The organism is uncultured Imperialibacter sp. (genome assembly GCF_963974565.1).
GTDB classification, from domain to species: domain Bacteria; phylum Bacteroidota; class Bacteroidia; order Cytophagales; family Cyclobacteriaceae; genus Imperialibacter; species Imperialibacter roseus.
On record NZ_CAXBCJ010000007.1, the window covers coordinates 1 to 26688 of the forward strand.

Below are 26688 nucleotides of genomic sequence, written 5' to 3' on the forward strand. Positions count from 1 at the left end.
GACAGACTGAAGCTTAATATTTAAAGACTGACACAGTTAATGTAATACTACCAACTTCTAAAGCGTGTAAACTTACATACAATTCTACGGCTTCCAACAGGGATTTTCTACGCTCAGGGAGTAAAATCCAATGTGTTGTTCTTTGACAATAAAAAAGCTTCTGATTCGCCTCAAACCAAAGAAATCTGGTTTTACGACTACCGAACTAATGTCCACCACACGCCTAAAAAAAACCCCTTAAGCTTTGATCACCTCAAAGAGTTCATAGAGTGCTATAATCCAACGGATATCACAAAGAGAAAAGAAACCTGGAGTGAACAAAAGCTGGCAGGTCGTTGGAGGAAATACTCCTCTAAGGAAATCCTGGCTAGGGAGAAGGTCAATATGGATATTTTTTGGCTCAAAGACGATAGCCTTATTGATATGGACAACCTCCCAGAACCTGACGTTTTGTTAACAGAGATCATTGACAATATCGAAAGTGCCTTGGAGAACTTTAAGACTATTCGGGAAAGTCTAACGTAGTGTTGTGCAGTTAAGTCCAAAACATTTTGACGAGCGTTTAGAAGCATTTCTAACATCTTGGCCGCTTAGCAGGGTGGTCAAGATGACCTTAGAAGAATATGCCGATTTGAGTAATCATGACTCTTTCTGTTATTGGCTTGAATTCGGCTCAAAATACCTTGGAGCAATAGGAAACAACCCCCTAACAAAATTTGGTATATGGCAACCGAAGAATTGGAAAGAATTTGGGAAGAGCATAAAGTTCGATGATCAATATGCTTGGTATAGAACAAAAGGCAAGTCGAGTCAAGAGGCTTTTGATATAATAAAAAGCGCAGTATTGGAAGTTGTAAAGCTCTCTTTAAATAAAAAATGGGATCAGATCGAGAAAGTCAACCTGCATAAAATGGTAAAATGGAAAATTGCTTTTCTTTATTCTGAAAAGCAGCTTATACCCATATATAGCAAGCCTGCCCTATTGGCGATTGCTGCAGGTTTGGGTGAAACTTTTACCAATGATTCTGATACCTATTTGATTCAGCAATACATTCTTGGACATAGAGAAATTGGAGAGCATATCGATGATTTCGCACACAGGGTTTACACCAATTTTGCTGAGCAGCCAAATTACTATCTTGTGGGCTCAAAGTATATTACATCACAAAATGATACGGTAGATATTTTTCCTGAAATGTTAAAAAGTGAGTGTATTGCCATAGGCTACTTATGGGGTCATTCATTTGAGAATATCAAAAATGCTGAGTCCCAAGAAATCAATGCATTCGTTAAACAGCACAGAAGTAAAAATGAACCGATTGTAAGTAAAGTCCAAAGCCAGGTTAAACACTTCTTGAGGCTTAAGCAAGGGGATATAGTTGCCATCAAATCAAAGGGGCAATTCAATAAATTAGAAATCGTTGCATATGCGAGGGTAATAGCCAAAGAATCTGAAATCTATAAGTATGACCCAGGAAATTTGGGACATACAACTCATGTTGAGTTTTTGGAAACTGGATTTACGAAATTTCTGGGTTTCAATTATGCAGATTCAATTCATAGGATAAAGCCCAACAGCGAGCATTTCAAGAGTATTTTTGGTAAGTATGCCCTATTGGCTGAAGAGGAAGATGATATTCGTTCATCTCTGAGCTCAGATATTGGCTCCTTGAAAGAATCAATTCCTGAAAAATCAGAGTATGAGTATGAAAGAAAGAGCGTGTCAAGTATTGTAGTCAGGCAAATTCATAGTCAGATTCAAAACCGATTCATTAAGTTTTTGTCAGACAATTCGAATGGTACTCTTGTATCAGAATTTAAAGGTCGAATTGATGTAGTAATGGAACAACAAGATGTGATTTGGTTCTATGAAATTAAGCCATTTGAAAACGCCTATAAATGTATTAGAGAAAGCATCGGACAATTGTTGGATTACACTAATCGCTTTTCAAGTTCAAAAGAAATAAGGATTGCTACTGTCGGGCCTAATGAACCAAATGACGATACAAATGCATTCATTTCTCATATTAAGAAGGAGCTCAACCTCAAGTATTCTTACATCGCCTTTGATTTCGAAAGAAGCTTAATAAAAGAGTTCTAAATCCTTGGTTCTCCTCCTAGCTTTTTCATTTGGGCACCCTGCTTTCACATTATTCCAGTCAATGCCGGCAACAATTCATAGTTCTTCCAAAATTGTTGGTTGACTTAGATATTGTCCAACTCCTACTATATATACCCCGTCACAATATACCTGACAAAGGCAATGTTTTGGAAACAATAGGGCCTCGGAAATGGATTCTAGTAATCACACCGCAAAATAAAAAAGCAGTTACAAATTAATGCAACTGCTTTAACCAAGGGTGGAAGACCGGGTTCGAACCGGCGACCTCCTGAACCACAATCAGGCGCTCTAACCAGCTGAGCTACAACCACCATGTAATTTTGGGACTGCAAAGTTAATGGCATTCATCAATTTTGCAAAGCACTTAGTCCCTTGTAAATAATAATCTTTCACCTTTTTTAGTTTCATCCAATTGGCCTTTGTGATAAGCCCTGTGCCCCGAAACAAGGACAGTGTCAATTTTTGAATGAAAGATTTGCCCTTCAAAAGGCGACCACCCACATTTCGCCAGGATATTTGACTTCTCCACCATCCAGGTTGAGCTGGTGTCGGCAATCACCAAATCAGCAAAATAACCCTCTCTGATAAAGCCCCGTTTTTCAATTTGAAACAAAATAGCTGGGTTGTGGCACATTTTTTCCACCAGCCGCTCCATGCTTATTTTACCCTCCCGGTGCTTTTCAAGCATCGCCACGAGCGAATGTTGAATCAACGGCCCCCCGGAAGGCGCCTTGAAATAGCTATTTTGTTTCTCTTCCCAGGTGTGGGGCGCATGATCAGTAGCCACCACATCGATTCTGTCTTCCAGCAAAGCTTTCCATATCTGCTCCCTGTCGCTTACCTTTTTCACGGCCGGGTTCCACTTAATAAGTGTCCCTTTACTCGCATAGTCTTCATCCGAAAACCAAAGGTGGTGGATGCACGCCTCAGCCGTTATCCTTTTTTTTGCCAGAGGAATTGAATTGTCGAACAGCGCCGTTTCCTTTCCTGTGGAGATATGCAGAATGTGTAGCTTGGTGCCGTGCTTCTTTGCCAACCCCACTGCCAAGGATGAAGAGAGATAGCAAGCTTTTTCACTTCGAATGAGAGGGTGGCATTCTATCGGCACATCTTCACCATACTTATTCCTGAATATTTCGGTGTTAGCTCTGATAGTGGCTTCGTCTTCGCAATGAGTTGCTATGAGCATGTCTACCTTGCTAAAAAGCCCTTCCAGCACCTGCGCATTGTCTACCAACATATTACCAGTGGAAGAACCCATAAACACCTTGATGCCACACACATTCCTGTGATTCGTTTTCAATACCTCCTCCAGGTTGTCGTTGCTGGCTCCCATGAAAAAAGAGTAGTTGGCAAGAGATGTTTGCCGGGCAATTTCATATTTGTCCTCAAGCAGCTGCTGAGTTAATGCGTTGGGCACTGTGTTGGGCATTTCCATAAATGATGTGACTCCCCCGGCCACAGCCGCCCTGGCCTCTGTAAAAATGGTAGCCTTATGTGTGAGGCCCGGCTCACGAAAATGCACCTGGTCATCGATTACCCCAGGCAACAGGTATTTGCCGTCGGCATCTATCACCTCGTCAGCGTCATCAGTCAAGTGCGAACCTATCTTTTCGATATACTGGCCCTTCACCAACACATCTGCGGCACGTACCTTGCCTTCGTTCACTATATTTGCATTTACAATCAGCTTCGTCTTCATAGGATGGACTATTTGATATGCAAATTTACATTTATATACCCAAACAGGGGGCTCTGGCATGATAGATAACAAAAATTTTATGGAGGAGTCGGCCGGCTTCGAGTCGTTCAAGCTGAATAAGCAGCTCCTGAATGCTATAGCCGATTTGGGTTATAAATCGCCCACTCCTATTCAGACCAAGGCTATTCCTGTGGCGAACGCAGGCCACGACCTCTTCGGCATAGCGCAAACCGGCACCGGCAAAACAGCGGCCTACCTGATCCCCATTCTATTGAAAATCAAGTATGCCCAAGGCAACGACCCGAGAGCGCTCATTCTGGCACCCACCCGGGAGCTTGTGATGCAAATCGAGGAGAATGCCCGAAAGCTGGCCACCTATACCGACCTACGGGTAGTGGGCCTCTACGGGGGAAAAGGGCCAAAGCTTCAGATTGAAGAGTTGAAAAAAGGTGTGGACTTGATCGTGGCCACCCCCGGTCGGTTCACCGAGCTTTATCACGCAGAGGCTATCCATCCACGCCAAATTAAAACGCTCGTGCTGGATGAAGCAGACCGAATGATGGACATGGGTTTTATGCCGCAGATAAGGAAGATCCTTGAGGTTATACCGGTCAAGAGGCAAAACATGTTGTTTTCTGCCACCATGCCCGAAAAAGTAGTGAAGCTCTCAGAGGAGTTTCTGGAGTTTCCTCAAACAGTTGAGGTGGCCCCTCAGTCGAGTACGCTCGAAACCATTGAACAGCGGGTGTACCTCATCCCTAACTTCAAGACGAAGATCCACATGCTCAACTGGTTTCTGCATCAAACAGAAGCCATCGACAAAGTCATCATATTCACCAAAACAAAAGACACTGCCAACAACCTTTATAAATTTATACACCGGAAAATCAATCCATCTGTAAAGGTGATCCATGGCAATAAAGACCAAAATGCCAGAATCAATGCTTTTGAAGCCTTTAAAGCTGGCGACAGCAAAATCCTGGTAGCTACGGATGTGAGCTCAAGAGGCCTCGACGTGAGCATGGTAAGCCATGTTATCAATTTTGATGTGCCAGTGTTGTATGAAGACTATGTGCACAGGATAGGACGAACAGGGCGAATTTACAAAGCAGGCTCAGCCTGGACTTTTGTTAACCCTGCCGAGGAATATCACCTTCGGAAAATAGAGGAGCTTATCCGAAAACAAATTCCCGTACACCGTTTGCCGAAAGATTTGATCATTGAGGAGACCCCGTTTGAAGAACAGCAGGACATGGCCAGGGAAGTGGATCATCAGAAGAGAAAAGATGACCCGGATTTCAAAGGTGCCTTCCATGACAAGAAGCATCCGAAAGGCCAATTTAAGAAGCCCGTTCCCAAAAAGAACAAAAGGAAAAAACGTTGATCTGCATATCGGCAGAATTCATCGAAGAATTTGGGTAGTTCATCTAATCGAAATTTTTGTTTGAAGTGAAAAGCATACATTTGATACAGAAAGATGGATAAGTCTTTCTTTCCATAGCTGGTTGAAAAGATCTTGGGGGATGTGGCTTTGCCGATCCCTCAAGTTGTTTCTAGCCCACACTAAAAAGGCCCTTGAACTGAAGTTCAAGGGCCTTTTGCATTCTTTTCGCACCGTTTGCTTGTGACTCCGCTAGTCTAGTTTAATCCGCTCTTCCCTGTTAGCCACTTCCCAGGCCGTAAAGAAAACCAGCTTTGTGATAGCGGTCATCTTGTCGAACGCAATTTTCTCGATCGTGTCGGTGGGGCGGTGGTAATCGGCATGCACACCATTAAAATAGAAAATAATCGGCACGTTGTTCTTTGCGAAGTTGTAGTGGTCAGAGCGATAATAGAACCGGTTTGGGTCGTTCTCGTCATTATAAGTATAGTCCAGCGCAAGGTTGGTGTAGTCTTTATTTACCTTCTCCGAAAGCTGATGAAGATCCTGCGACAACTTGTCCGAACCAATCACATAGATATAATTCTCATTGTCCAAATGAGCGTCATCTACCCTGCCTATCATGTCAATATTCAAATTGGCAACGGTTTTACTCAGCGGCAGCACCGGATGATCCGTGTAGTACTCCGACCCGAGAAGGCCTTTTTCCTCACCTGTCACGGTCATGAACAGTATACTTCTCCTGGGCCCGTTGCCTTTCCTTTTCGCTTCGCTAAAAGCCTGGGCTATTTCCAACACTGCACTCGTGCCCGATCCGTCGTCGTCTGCACCATGGTAAATAACATCGTCTCTTTTGCCAAGGTGGTCGTAGTGGGCCGTCACTACCAGCACCTCGTCTTTCTTGTCAGTCCCTTCCAGAAACCCAAGCACATTCTCAGTTATTACCTCCTCGGTGGTTCTTTCTGCCTTAAAGCTGATACTAGCCATCGGTTGCTCTGCGCCCGAAGCACTCGCCATCAGCTCTTCAATAGACCGGCCAAAGACACCCTTTGCAGCATCGGGCGAAACAATGAAAACAAAAGGGCCTTCGTTGCTGCTATCTCCCTCACTACTAAGGCTTAGACGTGAGGCTGTAATATAGTTCTTGTATCGACCGACTACAGTTTTAAATTGACCATCCGATTCGCCGCCAAATACCAGGAGGCCCCTGACGTCGGCTTCAGCAAACTGCCTCCTTATGGATGTCCACGACCTGCTGTCCTGGCTTCTCACAGCAACAATTTTATTCTTGAAAGCCCCATTTTTGACAATGCCTGAGGCTTGTGCCAAATCACCAATAAAAACCACCTCGGCGGTCACTTCGTTGGAAGTGCTGGCAGCACCAAAATACAACAGGTCGGTTCCGTTCTCCAGCTTTGTCGCACCTGCTTTTACATAAACATCGGTCCATTGAGATTTTTGCAGCGGGAAACGCTGAAAATAAGACATCGACTGAGCCTCAAACACGATGGGCACCAAACCATATTGCTTAAACTGTGCCGCAATAAAAGCCGCCGCCATTCGCTGACCTTCGGTGGCTGTTTCCCTACCCTCCAGGCTATCGGAAGTTAACACTTCGAGCCGGGCATAGAGGTCTTCTTTGGTGATGGTCTTCGAGATTTTTATCGCCTTTTTATCCTGGGCAAATGCAGCTAAGCTAATTACCAGGGCGAGCACAAATAATGAAAATTTTTGAATCATGATTGCTTTGGGTTACCCGGGGCAATTTTATTCTTTTCGGGTAAACCTTCCATACCAATTCCACATTTTATTTGAAAACCGGAACAAAATATCTTCACATTAAATTATACCTTTGCAGTCAGAAATAAGGTTCATATCACTACACATTTTCAGAGGGTAACTTAATGAAGATCAACGTTAACCAAAGGGTTAGTTTTGAGAGTCGCCATCACGGCAAAGATGATCAAGAGCTGGCCACAATGCTTCAAACTGTTGGAGTGTCGTCTATTGATGAATTAATAGACCAGACGGTTCCAAAAAAGATTCGACTGGAGCGGCCGCTGCAACTTCCGGCACCAAGAAATGAGTATCAGTTCCTGAACGAATTCAAGCAACTGGCTGCTGGCAACAAGGTATTCAAGAGCTATATCGGCATGGGGTATTATAATTGCGTGGTGCCTGCCGTTATTCAGAGAAATATATTGGAAAACCCAGGGTGGTACACAGCCTACACTCCTTATCAGGCAGAGATCGCCCAGGGACGTTTGGAAGCACTTATCAACTTCCAAACTGTGGTATCTGATTTGACAGGCATGGAGATCGCCAACGCCTCCTTACTCGACGAAGGTACCGCAGCGGCCGAAGCCATGACCATGCTGCATGAGCTAAGGAAAAAATCGAGAAAAGATGCGCATAAATTCTTTATCGATGAAAATACCTTCCCACAAACGATCGACTTGCTCGTTACAAGGGCCCAACCATTGAACATTGAGTTGGTAGTTGCTCCGTTTTCTTCGTTCGATGTTACCGACACTTCATTCTACGGGGCCTTGCTTCAGTATCCGGATGCTAATGGCGAGGTGAAAGACCTGACATCTTTTATCGCCGCAGCGAAGGAAAACGATTTGATGATTGCGGTAGCCGCAGACCTCCTGAGCCTCACGCTTCTGACATCCCCGGGAGAAATGGGCGCCGATGTGGTTATCGGGAGCAGCCAGCGCTTTGGCGTACCAATGGGCTACGGCGGGCCGCATGCGGCTTTTTTTGCTACGAAAGATGAATACAAAAGGCAGATACCTGGCAGAATCATTGGCGTGTCGGTAGACAAGGAAGGCAACAAAGCCTACCGCATGGCGCTGCAAACAAGAGAGCAGCACATCAGGAGAGAAAAAGCCACTTCCAATATTTGCACAGCGCAGGTACTATTGGCCGTTATGGCTGGCATGTACGCCGTATATCATGGCCCGCATGGCCTGAAGGAAATCGCTGCAAGAGTCAATGGCTTGGCAAGACTGCTCAATGCTGGTCTGGCTCACCTTGGTTTCAAGCAGATGAATGCTGAGTTTTTTGACACCCTTAAAGTAGAGGCGGCAGGTAAAAAAGAAGCGATCAAGGCCCTTGCCGAATCCAAGGGGGTAAACCTTAGGTACTTCTCCTCTGATCATGTTGGCATCTCGCTGGACGAAACTACTCAGTTGGAAGACCTGAAAGTCGTTTTCTCCATCTTTAGTGAAATAGCAGGCAAATCAACTTCCGGATTTGATCTTGAGGGCCAGTCGAGCAATGTGGATGTGAGCTTCTCTTCGGCTTTGGAACGCAAAAGCGACTATCTTACCCACCAGATTTTCAATGTGCACCACACGGAGCACGAGCTGCTTCGCTACATGAAATGGCTTGAAAACAAGGATCTTTCTCTGGTGCATTCAATGATTTCCCTTGGCTCGTGCACGATGAAGCTCAATGCCACATCGGAAATGATTCCGGTAACGTGGGCCGAATTTGGAAACATTCATCCATTTGCTCCGGCGAGTCAGGTAAAAGGCTATCAGCAGTTGGTAAACGAGCTTTCGGACTGGTTAAAAGAGATCACTGGCTTTGCGGCAGTTTCTTTGCAGCCAAATTCTGGCGCACAGGGGGAGTATGCCGGTTTAATGGTAATAAGGGCTTATCATCAGAACAGAGGCGACAACCACCGCAACGTGGCGCTTATTCCTTCGTCAGCACATGGCACCAACCCAGCCAGTGCAGTAATGGCAGGTATGCAGGTGGTGATCGTAGCTTGCGATGAAAAAGGAAATATCGACCTGAATGACCTCCAAACCAAAGCTGAAAAACACAAAGACAATCTGTCGGCGCTGATGGTGACCTATCCATCCACTCACGGTGTGTTTGAAGAAGAAATCATAGATATCTGCGACATTATCCATCAAAATGGTGGACAGGTGTACATGGACGGCGCTAACATGAATGCTCAGGTTGGGCTGACGAGTCCGGCACGCATTGGCGCCGACGTTTGCCATCTCAACCTCCACAAAACATTCTGTATCCCTCACGGCGGCGGCGGCCCCGGCATGGGCCCGATTGGCGTTGGGGCTCACCTGGCTCCCTTCCTTCCCGGCAACCCGGTGGTAAAGGCAGGCGGAGACAAAGCGATTACGTCTATTTCATCTGCTCCCTACGGCAGCGCCAGCATCCTCACTATATCGTACGCTTACATAGCTATGATGGGAAGTGAAGGACTGACGAATGCGACGAAAATGGCGATTCTTAACGCCAACTATATCAAGGAGCGATTGAAGGGCGATTACAAAATTCTTTACACCGGAAAAAATGGCCGGTGCGCTCACGAAATGATTGTGGATTGCAGAGAGTTTAAGCAGTTTGGAGTGGAAGTGGAAGACCTCGCAAAAAGGCTGATGGATTACGGCTTCCATGCGCCTACCATGTCGTTCCCGGTGCCCGGCACCATGATGATTGAACCAACAGAGAGTGAGTCAATTATTGAACTGGACAGGTTCTGCAATGCAATGCTCAGCATTAGGGAAGAAGTGAGGGAAGTAGAAAAAGGTCTGGCAGACCGTGAGATCAACGTGCTGAAAAATGCGCCACACACCCAGAAAGTAGCACTGGCCGAAGTATGGCAGCTGCCTTATAGCAGGGAAAAGGCGGTGTTCCCTCTTGAATATGTGAAAAACAGTAAATTCTGGCCAAGCGTGAGCAGGATTGACAACGCCTATGGCGATAGAAACCTTTTCTGCAGCTGCATTCCAATTTCAGAGTTTTCGGAAACACTGGCAGAAGCCTAAGGAACAGAAAAGGGAGTTAATCGCTCCCTTTTTTCATTTGGCAGGTCAATTGAAAACAAGGAGCAGTTGCCGAAAAAAGCTAAAAATTGTGTAATCTTGTTAGCCTGTTAATGTCAAGCATATTTTTTATAGTGCCTTCATTGAAGGGTAACATATTGTTGAAATACTAATCGCAGTAAAGATTATGGCGTCTCAAAAGGATCTTTTAGAAAAATGGTCCAGCCGCATAAAGGCAGAAAAACTTGATGAAACAATTGCAGTAGTTAAGAACGCCCTGGCTGGCTATAAAAGATTCCCAAAATCTGTCAGAGTAGCCTACTACCTGCATGGCTCTCACCTCAATGGCACCAATATTCTGTACAATACGCCGGTTGACGTAGCGATTGAACTGACCTCGGTAACAGGTTCCAGCAAAAGCAATGAAGACCCATTTGAGGGAAAAGGCCTCACCTACAAAAGCTTCAGAGAAAACATCCTTGAAAGCATGCAAAATGCTTTTGGCGAAGGGTCGGTACAGGATGGAGATAACGCCATTCATATCATTGGCTCTCCTAATCGCCTCCCTGTGAATGTGCTCGTGTGCTTCAAATACAAACTGTTTATCAAGCATGGAAGAGATGAAGTGGAAAAACTGGGCGTGGCATTCTACCCTAAAAAAGGGAAGGAACTCATCATCAATTTTCCAAAGCAGCACAACTCCTATGAGGCAGTAAAAGAAAGTGGCTCCCAGGGCCAGTTTCTTGCTACCGTGAGGGTTTTCAAAAATATCAGAGACCGGCTGGTGCAGATGGGCCATATGGACGAGAACAGGACGCCTTCCTATTTCCTCGAAAGCTTTATTTGCAATGCTCCTACGGGAATGTTCACCAAAGATTACATTTCTTCCATCGCCAACTTGCTCGACTTCTGGAAGAAAAATGCGTGGAGGAACTATATCACCATCGACGGCTTCAGGTCTCTTTGGGGCGACTCACCACAATCGTGGAATGTTGAGGATGCAAAATTCTTTTTGGAGGCTATTCGTAAAGTGGGAAAAGATCCCGCTTTCTGGCAGGCAGGCACTGATGCCTGATTCTCTCTTACTTGAAGTAATTCTCCCACCATTTCTGAAAAACATACAGGGCCCACGTGGTAGCATGCGCATCGCCAGGGTTGTTGCTGTGCAGTTGTTGCCTGAGCAAAGCCAACTGCTGAGCGCTGAAAATTCCCTGCTCGTTTAACTTGTCGTCATTAAAAACAACACCGTCCAGCGTGCTCTTCATATCGTTTTGCATCCACTTTAGCAGCGGAACCTCAAAGCCTTTTTTGGGTCGATTATAGAGCTTTTGAGGCAGAAAGCCTTTAAAAGCATCCTGCAAAATTCTTTTCCTGGTTCCATTGTGAATCTTAAAGCTTTCGGGTAGCCCAAAAGCAAACTCTACAACTCTGTGGTCCAAAAATGGTACTCTTACCTCCAGCGCATTCGCCATCGACATCCTGTCTACTTTGGTCAGCATGTCGTCGGGCAACACCAGCTGGGTGTCCGCCAAAAGAAAGCTGTTTAGTGAAGAGGATCCGTGCAGCGGAAGCAACCAACCTCCCTTGTTTCCAAGGTAAGTCTCCATAACAAGTTCTTCCTTTGCCGATGGGCTCAGGTAGTCCAGCGCCCGGCCTTCCGCCATATAGCTGGCCCACCGCCAATAACGGTCTTCAGCAGAAAGCTTAAGCCCTTCTCCATACTTACTTAGTTGCCTTACCTTATTTCCAAAAGCTGACGATCTTGATGCAGGGAGGCTTTTCCAGAGTGGGAGCAGGCCCTTTGCCAGCGCATTCGAAAAACTCGGCTCAACGCTTTTTTGCCAGGCCAGGTGCTTGTTGTAGCCCCCAAAGAGCTCGTCTGCTCCATCGCCGGAAAGAGCCACGGTTACGTGCTTTCTGGTTTCCTCACTTAGTATGTACACCGGCAGCGCTGACGAATCCGCAAACGGTTCATCAATATTGCTAATCATCCCCTCCAGATGATTCAGTAAGTCATCGTTCGACAACTTGAAAACATGGTGCTGTGTATTGAAATGACGAGCAACCAATTCAGCATACTCGGTTTCATCAAAAAAAGGATCATCTCTGTAACCAATTGAAAATGAATGAATACCCGGGTGCAGCTTCGAGGCAATACCCGCTACGATTGAAGAGTCGGTACCTCCGCTAAGAAATGTGCCAAGGGGAACGTCCGCAACCAGCCTATTTTTTACTGCGCTGGTGAGAAGCTCTCTCAACTCCTTTTGCTTGTCGGCATAGCTTTGACGCCCAACAGCTCTGCTTGCATCGAATGGAACCTTGTACCACTGTTCAACCGTTACCTCATTCTTTTTGCTCACAATCAGGTGGCCCGGAGACAACTTATGGACACCCTTGAGGATCGTCAACGGAGCAGGAATATAATTGAGCTGCAGGTAAGTAAGCAACGATTCGAATGACAGCTCTTTCTGAATACCATAGCGCATAATGGCCTTCATTTCTGAGGCAAAAATCAGCTTGTCCTCGTCGTAGTAGTAATAAAGCGGCTTGATCCCCAGGCGGTCTCTGGCGATAAATAGCGAACCGTCAGCTGCGTCAAATATGGCGAAAGCAAAGAATCCGTTGAGATGATTCAGCGCCTTTTTGCCAAATAATATATACAACTGAAGAAGCACTTCGGTGTCACTTTCTGTTTGGAACGACACTCCCTTTTCCTGCAGGCCCTTCCTCAACTGCATGTAGTTAAATATCTCGCCGTTAAATACGATTTGATATCGGCCGGAGGCATCCGACATCGGCTGGTGGGCGCTTTCAGAAACATCGATAATACTCAAACGACGGTGCCCCATCCCGACAAAATGGTCGTAAAAGAGTCCCTGATTGTCTGGCCCTCTTTTGGCGAGCGATTCAGTTGCGGCAGCCAGGTGAATCATGTTGATCCGCCCAACCTCATTAAATGCCTTAATTCCTGTTATCCCGCACATTATTTGAGCCTCTTTTCAAATGTTTGTGTAATTTTAAAGTAATTCAACGGTTCTGAAAATTCGTCAGATAAATATGTCCAAGTTAAGACCCTCTTTTGTTCTTTTCATTTTTTCCATTCTTATTCTCTCGGGCTGTGCCGGCTCCAAAAAATCCAGGGCAAAAAAGGTCGACGTCATTATTCAATCTGCCAGGTCATACACTGGAACACCTTATAAATACGGTGGCACCACCCGGAGCGGCATCGACTGCTCAGGGCTAATTCTCCGTTCGTTCGAGTCGGCAAGCATCCAGGTGCCCAGAACATCCAATGCACAAAGCAAAATGGGCCGAAAAGTTTCGCTGAATGACCTGGAAGAGGGCGATCTCATATTCTTTGCCATGGGCAAAAGGAAAAGAAAAATCACCCACGTTGGTATGGTGACTGACGTCAGGGGCAAAACCGACATCCGCTTTATTCATGCCTCAACAAAACTTGGCGTGATGGAAACGAACCTAAAATCCGACTATTATTGGAAAAGGATAGTGCAAGCCCGCCGACCTTTTTGAGAATACAATTTCTTTCCTATTTTTGCAGTCCCCAATTCAAGACTTCAATGTGAGCTAGCTCGTTGCGGTTCGACGATTCTTCTTTGGTGTTTTAATGGGGCATTAGCTCAGCTGGCTAGAGCGCTTGCATGGCATGCAAGAGGTCATCGGTTCGACTCCGATATGCTCCACTTCGATATTTAACTCAAAAGGAAGGCACAAGTCTTCCTTTTTTTGTCCATCTTCCTTTCTAATTGTGTTCACAATTACGCCAGCTATTACTTCAGTTCATTTTTTGGAACAAGAATTCACTTCATTTAGTAGTTTTTAGCGACTACACTGCTAATAAAATTGAAGCTTATAGCTAAACAATTGAAAAATGGGTATTTTAATTTCCAGAAACACGTAATAGATGGCAAAGCTCAAGAACATTATCAAACAACTCTCCGATAAAGACTATCAGGCTATTTATAACAGCCTCAATGAAAGTGCGGCCGAAAAATCGGCCTCGTTGCTCAAGGGCATTAGAGAACGAAGCCTTGGCGACAACAAGATCATGGAGGAGTTGGGTGTCAACCCCAATGCGTACTATACGCTGCGGTCACGACTCAACCAGAAAATTGAAGAGTATCTGGTGGAGCAAATGGAAAACCCCCGTACTGATATTCTTAAAAAGGTAGCCAACGTGAACGACGTTGTGTTCACCAAGAAACGAGCCATTGCCCTTGCCACACTAAAAAAACTGGAGAAAGAGCTAATAGACTATGATTTGTCGTCAGAGCTAACGGTAGTTTACAAATATCTCAAGCGCTTGCACATGCACTCGCCAGAGCAGTTTAGCTACTCTCAGCTCTATAACAAACACGTGGCCTTTATGCTTGCCACCGACAAGGCTGAAGATATTCTGGCAGACTATTTTAAAAATTATGGCGACTACTACCTGACGGGAGATGAGACATCAAAGCTGGGACTTAGTTACCTGCTCAGGGAGCTTACCAATGTCAGTGCTCTTCATGATTCGCACAGGCTATATGTGTACAAGTCGGCGGTAAATATCTTTCACAGACTTTTTGTGGACGACAAGGAAAGTGAACTTAACCAGGATGAAGAGGCCATTGAGGACGTTCTCAAAAAAGTAGAAAGCTACTTCTCAGTATATACCCTTGATTCTATCTACCACCACTTATCGCTTTTGTTTGACTACCTAAAGCTGGAGTATTATACCCACTATCAGCTTTATAAAAAATCAGAAGAGTTTTTCGATGAAGTGAACGATGCAGTGGCAACGCTTCTGATGAACTATCCCACGTTCACTTTTTCTTCCCAGCTGCTTATCACAAAGCTGCGAAGAAGCATCCGTCTGAAAATAGAGGACACATTGGAAGAAGAGAACCAGCTTCAGTTTTCAGAATATGAACCAAATCCTCTCAACGTACCCGCCTATATTACCTATGTCACTTACCGGGCGCTGAGTTGCTATTATGCCGGCAACTATGACGAGGCGGCTAAATGGATCAACAACTTCCTTAACGAGGTAAGCCTTAAAAAATACCCGCTTGCCCAGCTTGAAATCAAATCGGTGCTGGCCCTGCAATACTGTATGATGGGCGACTATGATTTATTCAGCCAGCTGATGAATAGTGTTCAAAGACAGGTGAGGCTGATGGGCAAGGAAAACATTGACCACGTCGTTATCTTCAACAAGATTCTGAAAGTCGCTACCAGCGAAGCAAAAAAACAGAAGGCAGATAAAATTTCGGTGTTGGTCAGGAAGTTCAATTCCTCCAATATTTCAGTTTATGCACCAACCACGCTAATTCGAATGGATGAAAAATTCATAAACGATCTCAGCTCTGTGTCGGTGGTTTAGAACTTTATCTTCTCGAGCGTATCCTGTGTTAGAGGTTTATTGATGTATTTTTTAACGTAGTTGTACTTCTTCGATTTGTTGACGTCCTGAGGATTAATTGACGAAGTAAGCATGACAATATTGCAAATATTCTTGGTTTCCACTCTGAACTTTTCAAACTCATCCAAAAATTGGAACCCGTCCATCAGTGGCATATCGATGTCGAGAAAAATGATTTGAGGGAGAATGGAATGTCCTGCCGCACCAAGCTTTTCTATATTTCTTAAAAACTCAATGGCGCTCTTGGCACCGGTATGCACATAAATATTTTCAGATAAGGTTGATGCCTCAATCATCTTTTGATTGATCAAATTATCGATCTCATTGTCGTCAATAAGCATCACAGCTTTAAATCTGGGGGCTACAGTCACTGCCATATTAAGTTGTTAGTTGGTGTCATAGCCTGGGGTAAAAGGGCTACGACACCAAATGTTACTAATTTTTTGGTAAAATACACTGCTAAAGATCAAATTTTATCCCCTGAGCCAAAGGTAACTTTGCGCTGTAGTTGATTGTATTGGTCTGACGGCGCATATATGCTTTCCATGCGTCGGAGCCCGACTCCCTGCCACCACCTGTTTCTTTCTCCCCACCAAAGGCTCCCCCAATTTCAGCTCCAGAGGTTCCAATGTTAACATTAGCAATGCCACAATCACTTCCCGCCTGTGACAAAAACTGCTCTGCTTCCAGCAGATTATCTGTGAGAATTGCAGAAGAAAGGCCCTGAGGCACACCATTTTGAAGAGCGATGGCATCAGCTACATCACCTGAGTATTTGATCAAATACAAAATTGGAGCGAAGGTTTCGTGCTGAACAATCTTGAAAGTATTCTCTACCTCAAAAATGGCGGGCTTCACATAACATCCCGATTCATAACCGGCGCCCGAAAGCACACCACCAGCAACGATAGTTTTGCCTCCTTCTTTTTCTACTTCCTTAATGGCGTTGAGGTAATTTTCAACTGCCAGTTTATCTATAAGCGGGCCAACATGGTTTTTCTCACTCAGTGGATTCCCTATTTTCAATTGAGAGTACGCTTTAGTCAACCGAGCCTTCATTTCATCAAAAATACTGTCGTGCACAATAAGCCTTCTGGTAGTGGTGCACCTTTGCCCTGCGGTGCCCACAGCACCAAACACGGCTGCGATAATTGCCACGTCCAAATTAGCATGCTGCGAAACAATGATGGCATTATTACCGCCAAGCTCCAGCAGAGACCTGCCCAGTCTTTTGCCTACAGCTTCACTCACCTTCTTGCCCATGCGGGTAGAGCCGGTGGCGGAAACCAATGGCACTCTGGTGTCGTTGGAGAGAAGCTCACCAATTTTATAGTCGCCGATAACGAGTCCGCTGATGCCTTCTGGCAAATTATTTCTTTCGAACACTTTCGCAGCTATCTTCTGGCAGGCTACCGCCGTGATCGGTGTTTTCTCTGAGGGTTTCCAAACACAAACATCGCCGCATACCCAGGCCAGCATAGTGTTCCAGCTCCAAACGGCAACAGGAAAGTTAAAAGCAGAAATGATACCCACAATGCCCATGGGGTGCCACTGCTCATACATGCGGTGGCCAGGTCTTTCGGAATGCATACTCAAGCCATACAGCTGACGAGAAAGGCCCACAGCAAAATCGCAGATGTCGATCATTTCCTGCACTTCACCATAACCCTCTTGCAAGGACTTACCCATTTCGTAGGAAACCAGTTTGCCAAGATGCTCTTTATTCTTCCTAAGCTCGTCACCGATTTGCCGTATGATTTCTCCACGCTGAGGTGCCGGCACAAGTCTCCAGCTCTTGAAAGCCTCCTCTGCCTTTTTTATCACCTGCTCATATGTAGCTGCCGTCGCAGATTCTACAGAGGCAATCAACATTCCGTCCGCCGGAGAAAAGCTTTCTATCACCTCTCCACCAGAGGCAATCCAATTTTTGCCAGTTGAGGATCCGGCATTTTTATTTTCAATACCGAGCTTTTCAATCGCTTCGGCAATTCCGTAAGTATCTTCAATTGTGACCATTCTATAATTATTAGGGGGTTAATGGAGCCGCAAAATTGCTAACATTTAAAGCGTTTTCAAAATAATACTACTTAGGAAACTGCACTCTAACAGTACCCGGTTTTCTGTTTCCCACGGCATAAGTCTTTTCTGTGTACTCAACCCCGCCACCATGATCAATAGTGATGACTGTGGTGCAGCAGGTGCCATAGTTTTCAGTCTTAATGCACATAGCCGACAGCTGTTTTTCCCAGTCAGCTGAAACCCCGGTAGCGGGTAACTGCTCATCCGGTGCCAGCTCGCCATCGCCCATCCACTCGATCATTTCGGTAGCGCTGGGATGATCCTTTTTCAAAGTGGCTTCAAAGTAGCGCTTTGCCTTTTGCACTTTTGGCCACGGTGTATCGAGGAAAGCATTGGAAAGCCCATATATACCAGGCTTTACCTGTAGTAGTTCCTTCTGAATATTATTGAAATAGTATAGCTCATTATTTTCAAGAGTCAGCAAGTTGAATCCGTTGAAAAGATCAAGCCGCCCTATTACACCCTCATAAAACGACGGTGACGATTGGGTGCCAGCAAGAAAGTCCTTCGTGAGGTTCCCTCTCGACGGGGCCGAGGCTTTGATATTTGTCAGATCTCGGTGGTTGGTAATCGCCGTCATCCGCCCCGACCGGTGCATGCCCATCCATGTACCCCCTTCTTTCAAGTCACGGCCGCCAAGGATGTCGGGGTTGTCGTTCCAATACCCAAGAGGCGCAGTGGGCCGCTCGTAAAATTCGTCCCTGTTGGCAACAAGAATCAACTGATAGTTGGGGTGGTGCTTCCAGGCAAAGGTGATCAGGCACATATTAAGGTTATTGCTTTCAAAGTCACAATACTAAAACAACTCCTCCAATCAATGATGAATTTGAGAAATAGGTTCCGTTACTTAGTTTGCGTCGCAAGAAAATAGCCATGAACAAGAAGTGGAAGATTTGGGTCGATACAGGCGGCACCTTTACCGATTGCCTGGCAGAAACACCCAATGGTGAGATAAAAAGAGTGAAAGTGCTCAGCAGCAGCAAGCTGAGGGGAAAAGCCGTTGAGCAGGTGGCTAAAAATGCTTTTCGTGCAGATGCTTCGTTCGCTGTCGATAAAGATATTTTAAAGGGCTACAAAATAAGGGTTCTTGGTCAAAACTTCCCCGGCAATTCCATCGCCCAATTCGACCCCAACAACTTTACGTTTACTCTGGTCAATTCATTGCCGAACGGGCTGATTTTTCCCTGCGACTTCGAGCTGGACGGCGGCGAAGAAGCCCCCGTGCTGGCTGCCCGATTAATCACCAAAACGGCTTTAGACAGAGCACTGCCTCCCATGGACATGCGGCTGGGCACTACCAGGGGCACCAACGCTTTACTTGAAAGAAAGGGAGCAAACACTGCCTGGATGGTGACCAAAGGGCTCAAAGACCTGATTCGTATCGGCACACAACAGCGGCCCGATATTTTCGCTTTGAAAATCGAAAAACCTGAGCCGCTTTACTCGAATGTTTTTGAGATAAATGAAAGAATAGATGCGCAGGGAAACGTGTTACTTGCCTTAAATTCAGGCGAGGTAGAGCGAATCATTGAAAAAATAAAAGAGCAGGGGATTCAATCGGTCGCTGTTTCCTTTCTCAATTCGTTCAAAAACCAAGCACATGAATTGGTGGCGCTCGACCTGTGTAAAAAAGCCGGACTAACGTATGTATCCGTTTCGTCGCAGCTTTTCCCTGCCATCAAGTTGCTCCCCAGAGCCGAAACAGCTGTAGCGGACGCCTACCTGAACCCCATCCTCTCTGCGTATCTAACAGGGGTTTCGAACAAGCTGTCAAGCGACAGCTCACTAAAAGTGATGACCAGTGCGGGTGGCCTCATCAGTGCCAACGATTTTCATGCGAAAGACAGCTTACTCAGTGGCCCGGCCGGGGGGGTAGTGGGCGCTGCCGAAATTGCCCGACTATGTGGGATGGAGCATATTCTTACCCTTGACATGGGTGGTACCAGCACCGACGTGAGCCGGTACTCCGGCAAGCCCGACTACCGTTTTGAGTGTGAAGTAGGCCAGGCAAAAATTGCTTCTCCTTCGGTGGCTGTAGAAACTGTAGCGGCAGGCGGCGGCTCCATTTGCTCGTTCGATGGGCATAAGCTAAAGGTGGGGCCTGAAAGCGCCGGCGCACAGCCCGGGCCAGCCTGCTATGGTGCCGGCGGCCCACTGACCGTCACTGACGTCAATCTGCTGCTTGGGAGAGTGGATGAGGAAAAGTTTGGCATTCCCGTGCAAAAAGGGGAGTCGGCGAAAAGGCTGGAAGAGCAGCTCAACGAAATAAAAAACCAAACCGGGGAGCACCCGCAAGCCAATAGCTTGCTGGAAGGCTATCTGCAAATTGCTAACGAACGGATGGCGGAAGCCATCAGAAACATCTCCACGAGAAAAGGATACGACCCAAGCGAGCATGCGCTTCTTGCCTTTGGTGGGGCCGGTGGACAGCATGCCTGCGCCATTGCTGAACTACTGGGCATGAAAAAAATCATCGTGCCCTTCGATGCCGGACTGCTGAGTGCCTACGGCATTGGCAAGGCCGTTGAGGAGCGCATAGTTACGCAACAAGTGCTGAACCCTCTCAATGACCTAAAGCATCATTTTGAATCAATCGTCGCCACGGCCGCTGAAGAAGCAGCGTTGATGCTCAAAAGCGAGGGAATTCTGGAAACAGAGACCACATTTGTAGCTGCCTATCTCCGCTTTTCAGGGCAAGATGCAGTGATAGAAGTTGAATCTGGAAGATATGCAAGCCTGCACGCTGCCTTCAAAAGTAAGTATGAGGAACTGTTTGGTCATTGGGTAGAGAACCGGGCTATCGAAGTGGAGTCGATAAAGGTGAAGGTTTCTGCACTGAAAATAAGCAAAGAGACTGGCACTGAGCATGTCAAAGCACATACCGCATTATCGCAACGAACCAAAGAAATAACGCACCAGGGCAAGCAGCTAATGGCTCAACTCTATGACTGGGAAACTTTGTCGCCCGGAGCGAAAATTGAAGGTCCTGCCCTGCTGGCTTCAAAAACTTCCACTACCTGGGTCGCCCCGGGCTGGCAAGCGAACCTGGGGCACGAGCTCAATGTCATCTTAGATTTGAAAAAAGCCTCTGCTGGCATCAACGAGATACACGAAACCGTAGCCCTCGAGCTGTTTACCAACAGGTTTCGGGGCATTGCCGAAGAAATGGGGGCGCTGCTCATGCGCACGGCCTTTTCAGTAAACATCAAAGAACGCCTCGATTTCTCCTGCGCCTTGCTTGATCCGAAAGGCGAGCTGGTAGTCAATGCGCCCCACATCCCAGTGCATTTGGGTGGGCTGGGACTATGCGTGCGCAAGGTGCTGGAAGCGCTGCCTCTTGGCCCAGACGATGTGGCAGTTACCAATCATCCCGGTTTCGGCGGTTCTCACCTGCCCGATATCACACTCATTGCCCCCGTTTTTGAGGGGAAAAAACTATTGGGCTATGTAGCCAACCGGGCCCACCATGCGGAGCTGGGAGGTAAAAGACCAGGCTCTATGCCGCCCGACGCCAAAAATTTGGCCGAGGAGGGAGTCTTGATTAGCCCCTTGTTATTGATCCAAAGGGGAGAAGCACGATGGCCAGCAATAGAAAAAGTGCTTACAGCACACAGCTACCCCACCAGGGCCGTGGCAGAGAACATGGCCGACCTGAATGCGGCGCTGTCGTCAATTAAAGCTGGTCAAAATGCGTTGCTTTCGCTCTGCCAAAAAGAAGGAGCTGAAAAAGTGCTGCATTATATGCAGCGGCTCAAAGACTATTCCAACGAAAAACTCTGGGTACAATTGCAAAAGCTACCAGGCAATGAGTTCGAAGCTGCTGAAAAACTGGATGACGGGAGCCCGTTGAAAGTAAAACTACAACGGGCAAATGATAAGCTAATAGTTGACTTCACAGGCTCCTCAAAGGTGCATCCTGGCAACCTGAATGCGACGCCCGCCATTGTGCGAAGCGCAGTTATTTATGTGCTCAGGCTGCTGATCTCGGAGGACATCCCGTTGAACGAAGGCATTATGAAACAGGTGGAAATCATTCTCCCTGAAGGTTTGCTCAACCCGCCTTTTCCTGCCGACTCCTCCAAATGTCCGGCGGTCGTTGGGGGCAATACCGAAGTCAGCCAGCGGCTGGTCGACACCCTGATCAAGGCACTGAAGCTTTCGGCCTGTAGCCAGGGAACGATGAACAACCTCCTGTTTGGCAACAAAAGCTTCGGCTACTACGAAACCATCTGCGGAGGCACGGGCGCAGGTCCCGGTTTCAACGGCGCCGATGCCATCCACCATCACATGACCAATACCCGCATTACCGACCCCGAGATCATGGAGTGGAGGTATCCGGTGCGGGTAGAAGAGTTTTCGATTAGAAAAGGCTCGGGAGGGCTGGGCATATGGAAGGGTGGCGACGGCATTGTGAGAAAGCTTCGTTTCAACGAGCCTGTAGAACTGACCCTCCTCACGCAACACAGGGTAGAAGCTCCATACGGCATGGAAGGAGGAAGGTCGGGGGCCACCGGCAAGCAACATGTCGAAAAGTCAACCGGAGAAGTCATCGAGTTAAAAGGCGTTGACGAAATGGATTTGCAAGCTGGCGATGCCATTGTCATTGAAACGCCGGGCGGCGGCGGGTGGGGTTCATAGGCAGCGACTGCTACTTGACGAGCATTGACAGTCTATCGCTTTTGTACTATTTTTATGGAAAATAATGCAAAACACTATTTCCCATGCAACTACTCAAATCATTTTTCGCAGTTAGCCTTCTTGTTTTTTCTCAACAGGTATTTAGCCAGTGCAATCCCTATTTCAACTACAATGAGGGGGCGGTGATAGAAAGAACCTATTTCAATAAAAAAGGGAAAGAAGTCTCTCAGGACAAGACAGAAATTCTATCAGTGACCGGCTCTGGCAACAACCAAACTATCAAAGCCAGAGTGACCATGTACGACAAAAAGAAAGAGCTGAGCAACAACGAAATCGAGATGATTTGTGAAGACGGCGTTTTCAAAATGGACATGAGGAACTTTATGCCACAGGGAATGGAGGGCATGGAAGATGTTCAGGTCGTATTCGAGGGTGACCAACTAACCATCCCATCTGACCTGAAAACGGGGCAGTCTTTGAAAGACCTGAATTTTGTGGTGACGATTGTCTCCGACAACCCCGCCATGAAAGCTATGGCTACTAACACCAATGTGTCGATCAAGAACCGGAAAGTGGTTGGCAAAGAGAAAATAACTACGGCCGCCGGCACCTACGATTGCTTCAAAATGACCTACGACTCAGAGTCTACCGTGTCGATCATGGGCATGAAAAGAACGATGAACTCTTCGAGTGTAGACTACCTGAGTGAAGGCGCAGGAATGGTGAAAAGTGAATCCTACGACGAAAAAGGTCAGCTGAATAGCTATGTGGAGTTGAGTGCTTTTAAAAAGTAAGAAGTTCCCGCATCTCATCAATAGCGTTTATTAATAGGTCCATATGCCATATATTGGGGCTGATCTATTCACACTTCTCTTTTGAAAAAGAAGCTCCTTAACATTCTCTTCTGGTCGGTCATCTCTGCCGCTTTCATCGGCCCGGGAACAATTACCACGGCTTCGCTGGCAGGGGCTTCCCACGGCGTCTCCCTGCTTTGGGCCTTGCTGTTTTCAACCCTGGCCTGCATGGTGCTGCAGGAAGGAGCCGCCCGCATTACTATCGCCTCAGGACTGACCATTGGGGAGGCCGTCACGCTCACTTTTGGCAACCAACCGTGGATGAAGTGGCTCCTTGGAGGAGCCGTGATTTTCGGATGTGCTGCCTACGAGGCGGGTAATATTGTTGGTGCCATATCGGGGGCGGGCCTGTTGCTTCCTCTCCCGCCGTGGGTTTTTACATTGGCCATTACCGGCATTGCCGCCGTTCTTTTATGGGGAGGCTCTGCGAGTTCCATAGCCAAGTCGGTGGGCATGCTGGTAGCAGTAATGGGCGTGGCCTTTCTGTATACTTCCTTTTTCATTAACGAATCTCTGCTAGCCATCACCAAAGGCCTTTTTATTCCACAAATTCCCGCCGACGATATTTTGCTGGTCATTGGGTTGGTCGGCACCACCATCGTGCCCTACAACTTGTTTTTGGGCTCTGGCCTTGGCAAAGGTCAGCAATTGGGTGAAATGAGATTAGGCCTCATCATTGCCATTGGTCTGGGTGGCATTGTTTCTATGGCGGTCTTGCTCTCAGGCACGCTGGCGTCACTTCCTTTTTCCTTCGAAGGCATGGCCACTGTGTTGGAAAAAGCTGTAGGCCTTCCCGGCAAATACCTGTTTGCCGTTGGGCTCTTCGCCGCCGGCTTTACCAGTACCATTACAGCACCATTAGCCTCCGCTATCACCGCACAAAGCATTTGGGGCAAGGGAGAAAAGAATTGGGAGGCCGCCGGAATAAATTATAGACTTGTGTGGGGTGGAATACTCGTCGTTGGCCTGGTGTTTGGACTGCTCGGCTTACGCCCCGTACCTGTTATCTTGCTAGCTCAGGCCATCAATGGAGTATTGCTTCCGGTAGCTGCCACCGGCCTTCTGCTGGTGCTCAACAACACCAGGCTAATGGTCAATCATATCAATGGCCCTTTTTCCAATGTGGCAGGGCTTCTCATCGTTGGTGTTACGCTTTTCCTTGGCATTCACCAGGTGGCACGGGCAATTTTTATGGCTATCGGCTACCAGGGCAGCTTCGATAGTCTTTACTTTGCAACGATTTCCCTGCTGGCACTTTTGCCCCTGATTTGGCTGGGAATTCGTATTTTCAGACGATAAAATTTCTTACACGTTAACCATGGATTTGATTTCGCTCCTTATCGGATTGGCCATTGGCTTGGTGGCTACAGCACTTGTCCTGCTAGCCAGACAGTCGACTACCAAACAAAGCTTGCAACGTGAGTTCGAGGCAAAAAGCAATGAGCAGAATACGCAAAACGCCTTATTGAAGGGCAAGTTGGAAGATGTGGAGAAAGAAGCAGCCGGATATGTGCAGGAGATTAAGGCAGAAAGGGAAAAGGTAATTCAGCTGAGCACACGCAACTCTACGCTGGAAGCCAATTATAAAAATCTACAGGAGAGGCTGGAAGAGCACAAAAAAGAGGTAGCAGAGCTTCAGCAGCGTTTCACTGTAGAGTTCAAGCACCTTGCTCAGGAAATCTTTGAAGAAAAAAGTAAAAAATTCACTGACCAAAACAAGACGAATATAGCCGAGGTGCTCAATCCGCTACGGGAGAAAATAGCTGAGTTTGAAAAAAAGGTGGAAGACACCAACAAAGAAAGCCTGAAGTGGAACAGCAGCCTGAGCGAGCAAATCAAAAACCTTCGGGAGCTGAACCAGCAGATCACCAAAGAAGCGGAGAACCTCACCCGAGCCTTGAAAGGCGACAGCAAATCACAGGGAAGCTGGGGGGAAATGCAGCTGGAGGCAATCCTGGAAAAAGCCGGGCTCCAGAAAGACATCCACTACTTTAAAGAGAAGAACTTTAAGAATGAGGACGGCTCCAATCAGCGCCCCGACTACATCATCAAACTTCCGGATGATAAGTACCTGGTACTCGATTCAAAAGTTTCGCTAACGGCCTACACTAATTTTTTCAATGCTGAAAACGACCTGGAACAAGCGAAATTCCTGAAGCTGCATATTGATAGCATTTACAGCCATATCAAGTTGCTCAGCGAGCGCAACTATCAAAATCTTTACGAAATCAGCCAGCCCGACTATGTGATGATGTTTGTGGCAAACGAACCTGCACTGACTGTTGCTTACAAAGAGGATCATGCGCTCTATGAAAAGGGCCTGGACAAAAACATCGTGCTGGTGTCTACCACCACACTGCTTGCCACCCTGCGCACTATTTCGTACATATGGAAACAGGACATGCAGAACAAAAATGCTGAAGAGATTGCCAGGCAAGCTGGCGCACTCTACGACAAGTTCGATGGTTTCGTGGCCGACTTGGTTAAGGTGGGCAACAGCCTTAAGCAGACCAAGGAAAACTACGATGCGGCAATGAATAAGCTGGTAGATGGCAAGGACAACCTTGTTCGCAAAACCGAGCGGTTGAGAGAGCTGGGAGCCAAAACTACCAAGCAACTTGACCAGAGGCTCATCGACAGATCAATGGACTAAACTGTTTTGTACGTTTTTCGGTTTAAGAGTAACTTTGAAACCTGATGAAGGAAAAAAGAATGGAATTGACGGCAGACAATAAGCTTAAAAAGCTGGTAATAGTGGGCGACAGGGTATTGGTCAAGCCAAAAAAGGAATCAGAGAAAACCGAAAGTGGGCTTTACCTGCCTCCGGGAGTGCAGGAGAAGGAAAAAATACAAAGCGGATACATCGTGAAAGCGGGGCCTGGCTACCCTATACCTATGCAGGCCGACGACGACGAACCCTGGAAAGCTGAAGAGGACAAAGTGAAATATGTGCCGCTTCAGGCAAAAGAAGGGGACATGGCCATTTTCCTGCAAAAGGCTGCCTTCGAGGTGCACTACAAGGGAGAAAAGTACTTCATTGTGCCGCAGTCGGCTATTTTGATGCTGGAGCGGGAAGAGGATTTATTTGATTAGACTTCAGTTTATCTAAATGGCAGCCACTCTCTTAAAATTTCCTGAAAGAATCCGATTTTCGGATGACGAATTGCTGGAAATCTGCCTGGCTAACAAAGAACTACGTATAGAAAGAGACGTAAAGGGAAATCTCATCATTGATTCACTGGCGGGATGCCGTACAAGCCGCTTCGGCTTAAAAATTCTAGCACAGCTGGGCAACTGGGCAGAGAAAAATTCCAGCCTTGGAATAGCCTTTTCCAATGGCGGATTTATTTTGCCCGATGGCTCTATGAAAGCTGCTCCCGCAACCTGGGTGTCATTAGAAAAATGGAGTCAAATCAGCGGCGAACAGAAAAACAAGTTTGCGCCAATTACACCGGAATTCGTAGTTGAGTTTAAATCTCCTTCTGATTCTATCCCCGCCATGAAGAAAAAGATGGAGGAATGGATAGCCAACGGAGTGCAATTAGGCTGGCTGATCGACCCGGAACTGAAAAAAGCGTTTATCTACAAGCCTTCTCAGCCTGTCAAAGAGGTTGACTCATTTGATTTTTTCCTGGACGGCGAAAACGTGCTACCTGGCTTCCGGCTGGATCTTTCGAAATTGATTTAGGTG

18 protein-coding genes, 2 tRNA genes and 1 pseudogene are annotated in these 26688 nt (G+C 46.7%); 14 read left to right on the forward strand and 7 right to left on the reverse strand.

What is annotated here, in order from left to right; translation table 11 throughout:
- Window positions 1–63: 63 nt before the first annotated feature.
- A pseudogene (locus tag AAC052_RS11220) lies at window positions 64–525 on the forward strand (N-6 DNA methylase); the annotation flags it as partial.
- Window positions 526–607: 82 nt separating this feature from the next.
- Entirely contained in the window at window positions 608–2101 is a 1494-nt protein-coding gene (locus AAC052_RS11225; RefSeq protein ID WP_339813293.1) for a hypothetical protein, read from the forward strand.
- Between the two features lie 257 nt (window positions 2102–2358).
- Here AAC052_RS11225 and AAC052_RS11230 read toward each other — a convergent pair.
- A tRNA-His gene (locus AAC052_RS11230) sits at window positions 2359–2434 on the reverse strand.
- Between the two features lie 52 nt (window positions 2435–2486).
- Window positions 2487–3824, reverse strand: a complete 1338-nt coding sequence (locus AAC052_RS11235) for a dihydroorotase (protein WP_339813296.1) — start codon at window positions 3822–3824, stop codon at window positions 2487–2489.
- Between the two features lie 58 nt (window positions 3825–3882).
- Here AAC052_RS11235 and AAC052_RS11240 point away from each other — a divergent pair, with 58 nt between their 5' ends.
- Window positions 3883–5208: a DEAD/DEAH box helicase gene (locus tag AAC052_RS11240; RefSeq protein ID WP_339813297.1), complete on the forward strand. Its 1326-nt coding sequence runs from the start codon at window positions 3883–3885 to the stop codon at window positions 5206–5208.
- A 249-nt stretch (window positions 5209–5457) separates the two neighbouring features.
- Here AAC052_RS11240 and AAC052_RS11245 read toward each other — a convergent pair whose 3' ends face one another.
- Window positions 5458–6945, reverse strand: a complete 1488-nt coding sequence (locus AAC052_RS11245; protein ID WP_339813298.1) for a M28 family peptidase — start codon at window positions 6943–6945, stop codon at window positions 5458–5460.
- Window positions 6946–7109: 164 nt separating this feature from the next.
- Here AAC052_RS11245 and gcvP point away from each other — a divergent pair, with 164 nt between their 5' ends.
- Both gcvP and AAC052_RS11255 read left to right on the forward strand, forming a co-directional pair.
- A complete protein-coding gene (gene gcvP, locus AAC052_RS11250) occupies window positions 7110–10010 on the forward strand; it encodes an aminomethyl-transferring glycine dehydrogenase (protein WP_317488955.1) in 2901 nt (966 codons plus the stop codon).
- Between the two features lie 184 nt (window positions 10011–10194).
- Window positions 10195–11082, forward strand: coding sequence for a hypothetical protein (locus AAC052_RS11255; protein ID WP_317488954.1), 888 nt, complete (start codon window positions 10195–10197; stop codon window positions 11080–11082).
- A gap of 7 nt (window positions 11083–11089) precedes the next feature.
- Here AAC052_RS11255 and asnB read toward each other — a convergent pair whose 3' ends face one another.
- Window positions 11090–12991: an asparagine synthase (glutamine-hydrolyzing) gene (asnB, locus tag AAC052_RS11260; RefSeq protein WP_339813301.1), complete on the reverse strand. Its 1902-nt coding sequence runs from the start codon at window positions 12989–12991 to the stop codon at window positions 11090–11092.
- Window positions 12992–13064: 73 nt separating this feature from the next.
- Here asnB and AAC052_RS11265 point away from each other — a divergent pair, with 73 nt between their 5' ends.
- From AAC052_RS11265 to AAC052_RS11275, 3 genes are all read left to right on the forward strand, one after another.
- Window positions 13065–13538: a C40 family peptidase gene (locus tag AAC052_RS11265; protein WP_152001400.1), complete on the forward strand. Its 474-nt coding sequence runs from the start codon at window positions 13065–13067 to the stop codon at window positions 13536–13538.
- 96 nt (window positions 13539–13634) lie between these two features.
- Window positions 13635–13708, forward strand: a tRNA-Ala gene (locus AAC052_RS11270).
- Between the two features lie 221 nt (window positions 13709–13929).
- Window positions 13930–15387: a hypothetical protein gene (locus AAC052_RS11275; RefSeq protein WP_317488952.1), complete on the forward strand. Its 1458-nt coding sequence runs from the start codon at window positions 13930–13932 to the stop codon at window positions 15385–15387.
- Here the strand turns inward: AAC052_RS11275 and AAC052_RS11280 are convergent.
- The 3 genes from AAC052_RS11280 to AAC052_RS11290 form a co-directional block, all read right to left on the reverse strand.
- A complete protein-coding gene (locus tag AAC052_RS11280; RefSeq protein WP_317488951.1) occupies window positions 15384–15803 on the reverse strand; it encodes a response regulator in 420 nt (139 codons plus the stop codon). The two genes, AAC052_RS11275 and AAC052_RS11280, sit on opposite strands and share 4 nt — an antisense overlap.
- A gap of 82 nt (window positions 15804–15885) precedes the next feature.
- A complete protein-coding gene (locus tag AAC052_RS11285; RefSeq protein ID WP_317488950.1) occupies window positions 15886–17442 on the reverse strand; it encodes an aldehyde dehydrogenase family protein in 1557 nt (518 codons plus the stop codon).
- Between the two features lie 67 nt (window positions 17443–17509).
- Window positions 17510–18271 carry an NRDE family protein gene (locus tag AAC052_RS11290; RefSeq protein WP_339813304.1) on the reverse strand — a complete coding sequence of 254 codons (762 nt, stop codon included), beginning with the start codon at window positions 18269–18271 and terminating at the stop codon, window positions 17510–17512.
- 107 nt (window positions 18272–18378) lie between these two features.
- On the opposite strand from AAC052_RS11290, the gene AAC052_RS11295 reads away from it, so the two are divergent.
- The 6 genes from AAC052_RS11295 (at window position 18379) to AAC052_RS11320 (ending at window position 26685) form a co-directional block, all read left to right on the forward strand.
- Entirely contained in the window at window positions 18379–22143 is a 3765-nt protein-coding gene (locus AAC052_RS11295; RefSeq protein WP_339813307.1) for a hydantoinase B/oxoprolinase family protein, read from the forward strand.
- A gap of 83 nt (window positions 22144–22226) precedes the next feature.
- A complete protein-coding gene (locus AAC052_RS11300; RefSeq protein ID WP_339813308.1) occupies window positions 22227–22937 on the forward strand; it encodes a hypothetical protein in 711 nt (236 codons plus the stop codon).
- A gap of 81 nt (window positions 22938–23018) precedes the next feature.
- The gene (locus tag AAC052_RS11305) at window positions 23019–24296 is read left to right on the forward strand and encodes a divalent metal cation transporter (RefSeq protein ID WP_339813310.1); all 1278 of its coding nucleotides are present in this window, start codon (window positions 23019–23021) and stop codon (window positions 24294–24296) included.
- Between the two features lie 19 nt (window positions 24297–24315).
- Window positions 24316–25650, forward strand: a complete 1335-nt coding sequence (gene rmuC, locus AAC052_RS11310; RefSeq protein WP_339813312.1) for a DNA recombination protein RmuC — start codon at window positions 24316–24318, stop codon at window positions 25648–25650.
- Window positions 25651–25709: 59 nt separating this feature from the next.
- Window positions 25710–26090 carry a co-chaperone GroES family protein gene (locus AAC052_RS11315; RefSeq protein ID WP_151997806.1) on the forward strand — a complete coding sequence of 127 codons (381 nt, stop codon included), beginning with the start codon at window positions 25710–25712 and terminating at the stop codon, window positions 26088–26090.
- A gap of 16 nt (window positions 26091–26106) precedes the next feature.
- Complete coding sequence (locus AAC052_RS11320; RefSeq protein ID WP_339813314.1) at window positions 26107–26685, forward strand: Uma2 family endonuclease; 579 nt, start codon at window positions 26107–26109, stop codon at window positions 26683–26685.
- Window positions 26686–26688: the final 3 nt, after the last annotated feature.

Coding starts and splice junctions, on each gene's coding strand:
- AAC052_RS11225 (WP_339813293.1), top strand. CDS start 608: ATGACCTTAGAAGAATATGCCGATTTGAGTAATCATGACTCTTTCTGT.
- AAC052_RS11235 (WP_339813296.1), bottom strand. CDS start 3,824: ATGAAGACGAAGCTGATTGTAAATGCAAATATAGTGAACGAAGGCAAG.
- AAC052_RS11240 (WP_339813297.1), top strand. CDS start 3,883: ATGATAGATAACAAAAATTTTATGGAGGAGTCGGCCGGCTTCGAGTCG.
- AAC052_RS11245 (WP_339813298.1), bottom strand. CDS start 6,945: ATGATTCAAAAATTTTCATTATTTGTGCTCGCCCTGGTAATTAGCTTA.
- gcvP (WP_317488955.1), top strand. CDS start 7,110: ATGAAGATCAACGTTAACCAAAGGGTTAGTTTTGAGAGTCGCCATCAC.
- AAC052_RS11255 (WP_317488954.1), top strand. CDS start 10,195: ATGGCGTCTCAAAAGGATCTTTTAGAAAAATGGTCCAGCCGCATAAAG.
- asnB (WP_339813301.1), bottom strand. CDS start 12,991: ATGTGCGGGATAACAGGAATTAAGGCATTTAATGAGGTTGGGCGGATC.
- AAC052_RS11265 (WP_152001400.1), top strand. CDS start 13,065: ATGTCCAAGTTAAGACCCTCTTTTGTTCTTTTCATTTTTTCCATTCTT.
- AAC052_RS11275 (WP_317488952.1), top strand. CDS start 13,930: ATGGCAAAGCTCAAGAACATTATCAAACAACTCTCCGATAAAGACTAT.
- AAC052_RS11280 (WP_317488951.1), bottom strand. CDS start 15,803: ATGGCAGTGACTGTAGCCCCCAGATTTAAAGCTGTGATGCTTATTGAC.
- AAC052_RS11285 (WP_317488950.1), bottom strand. CDS start 17,442: ATGGTCACAATTGAAGATACTTACGGAATTGCCGAAGCGATTGAAAAG.
- AAC052_RS11290 (WP_339813304.1), bottom strand. CDS start 18,271: ATGTGCCTGATCACCTTTGCCTGGAAGCACCACCCCAACTATCAGTTG.
- AAC052_RS11295 (WP_339813307.1), top strand. CDS start 18,379: ATGAACAAGAAGTGGAAGATTTGGGTCGATACAGGCGGCACCTTTACC.
- AAC052_RS11300 (WP_339813308.1), top strand. CDS start 22,227: ATGCAACTACTCAAATCATTTTTCGCAGTTAGCCTTCTTGTTTTTTCT.
- rmuC (WP_339813312.1), top strand. CDS start 24,316: ATGGATTTGATTTCGCTCCTTATCGGATTGGCCATTGGCTTGGTGGCT.
- AAC052_RS11315 (WP_151997806.1), top strand. CDS start 25,710: ATGGAATTGACGGCAGACAATAAGCTTAAAAAGCTGGTAATAGTGGGC.
- AAC052_RS11320 (WP_339813314.1), top strand. CDS start 26,107: ATGGCAGCCACTCTCTTAAAATTTCCTGAAAGAATCCGATTTTCGGAT.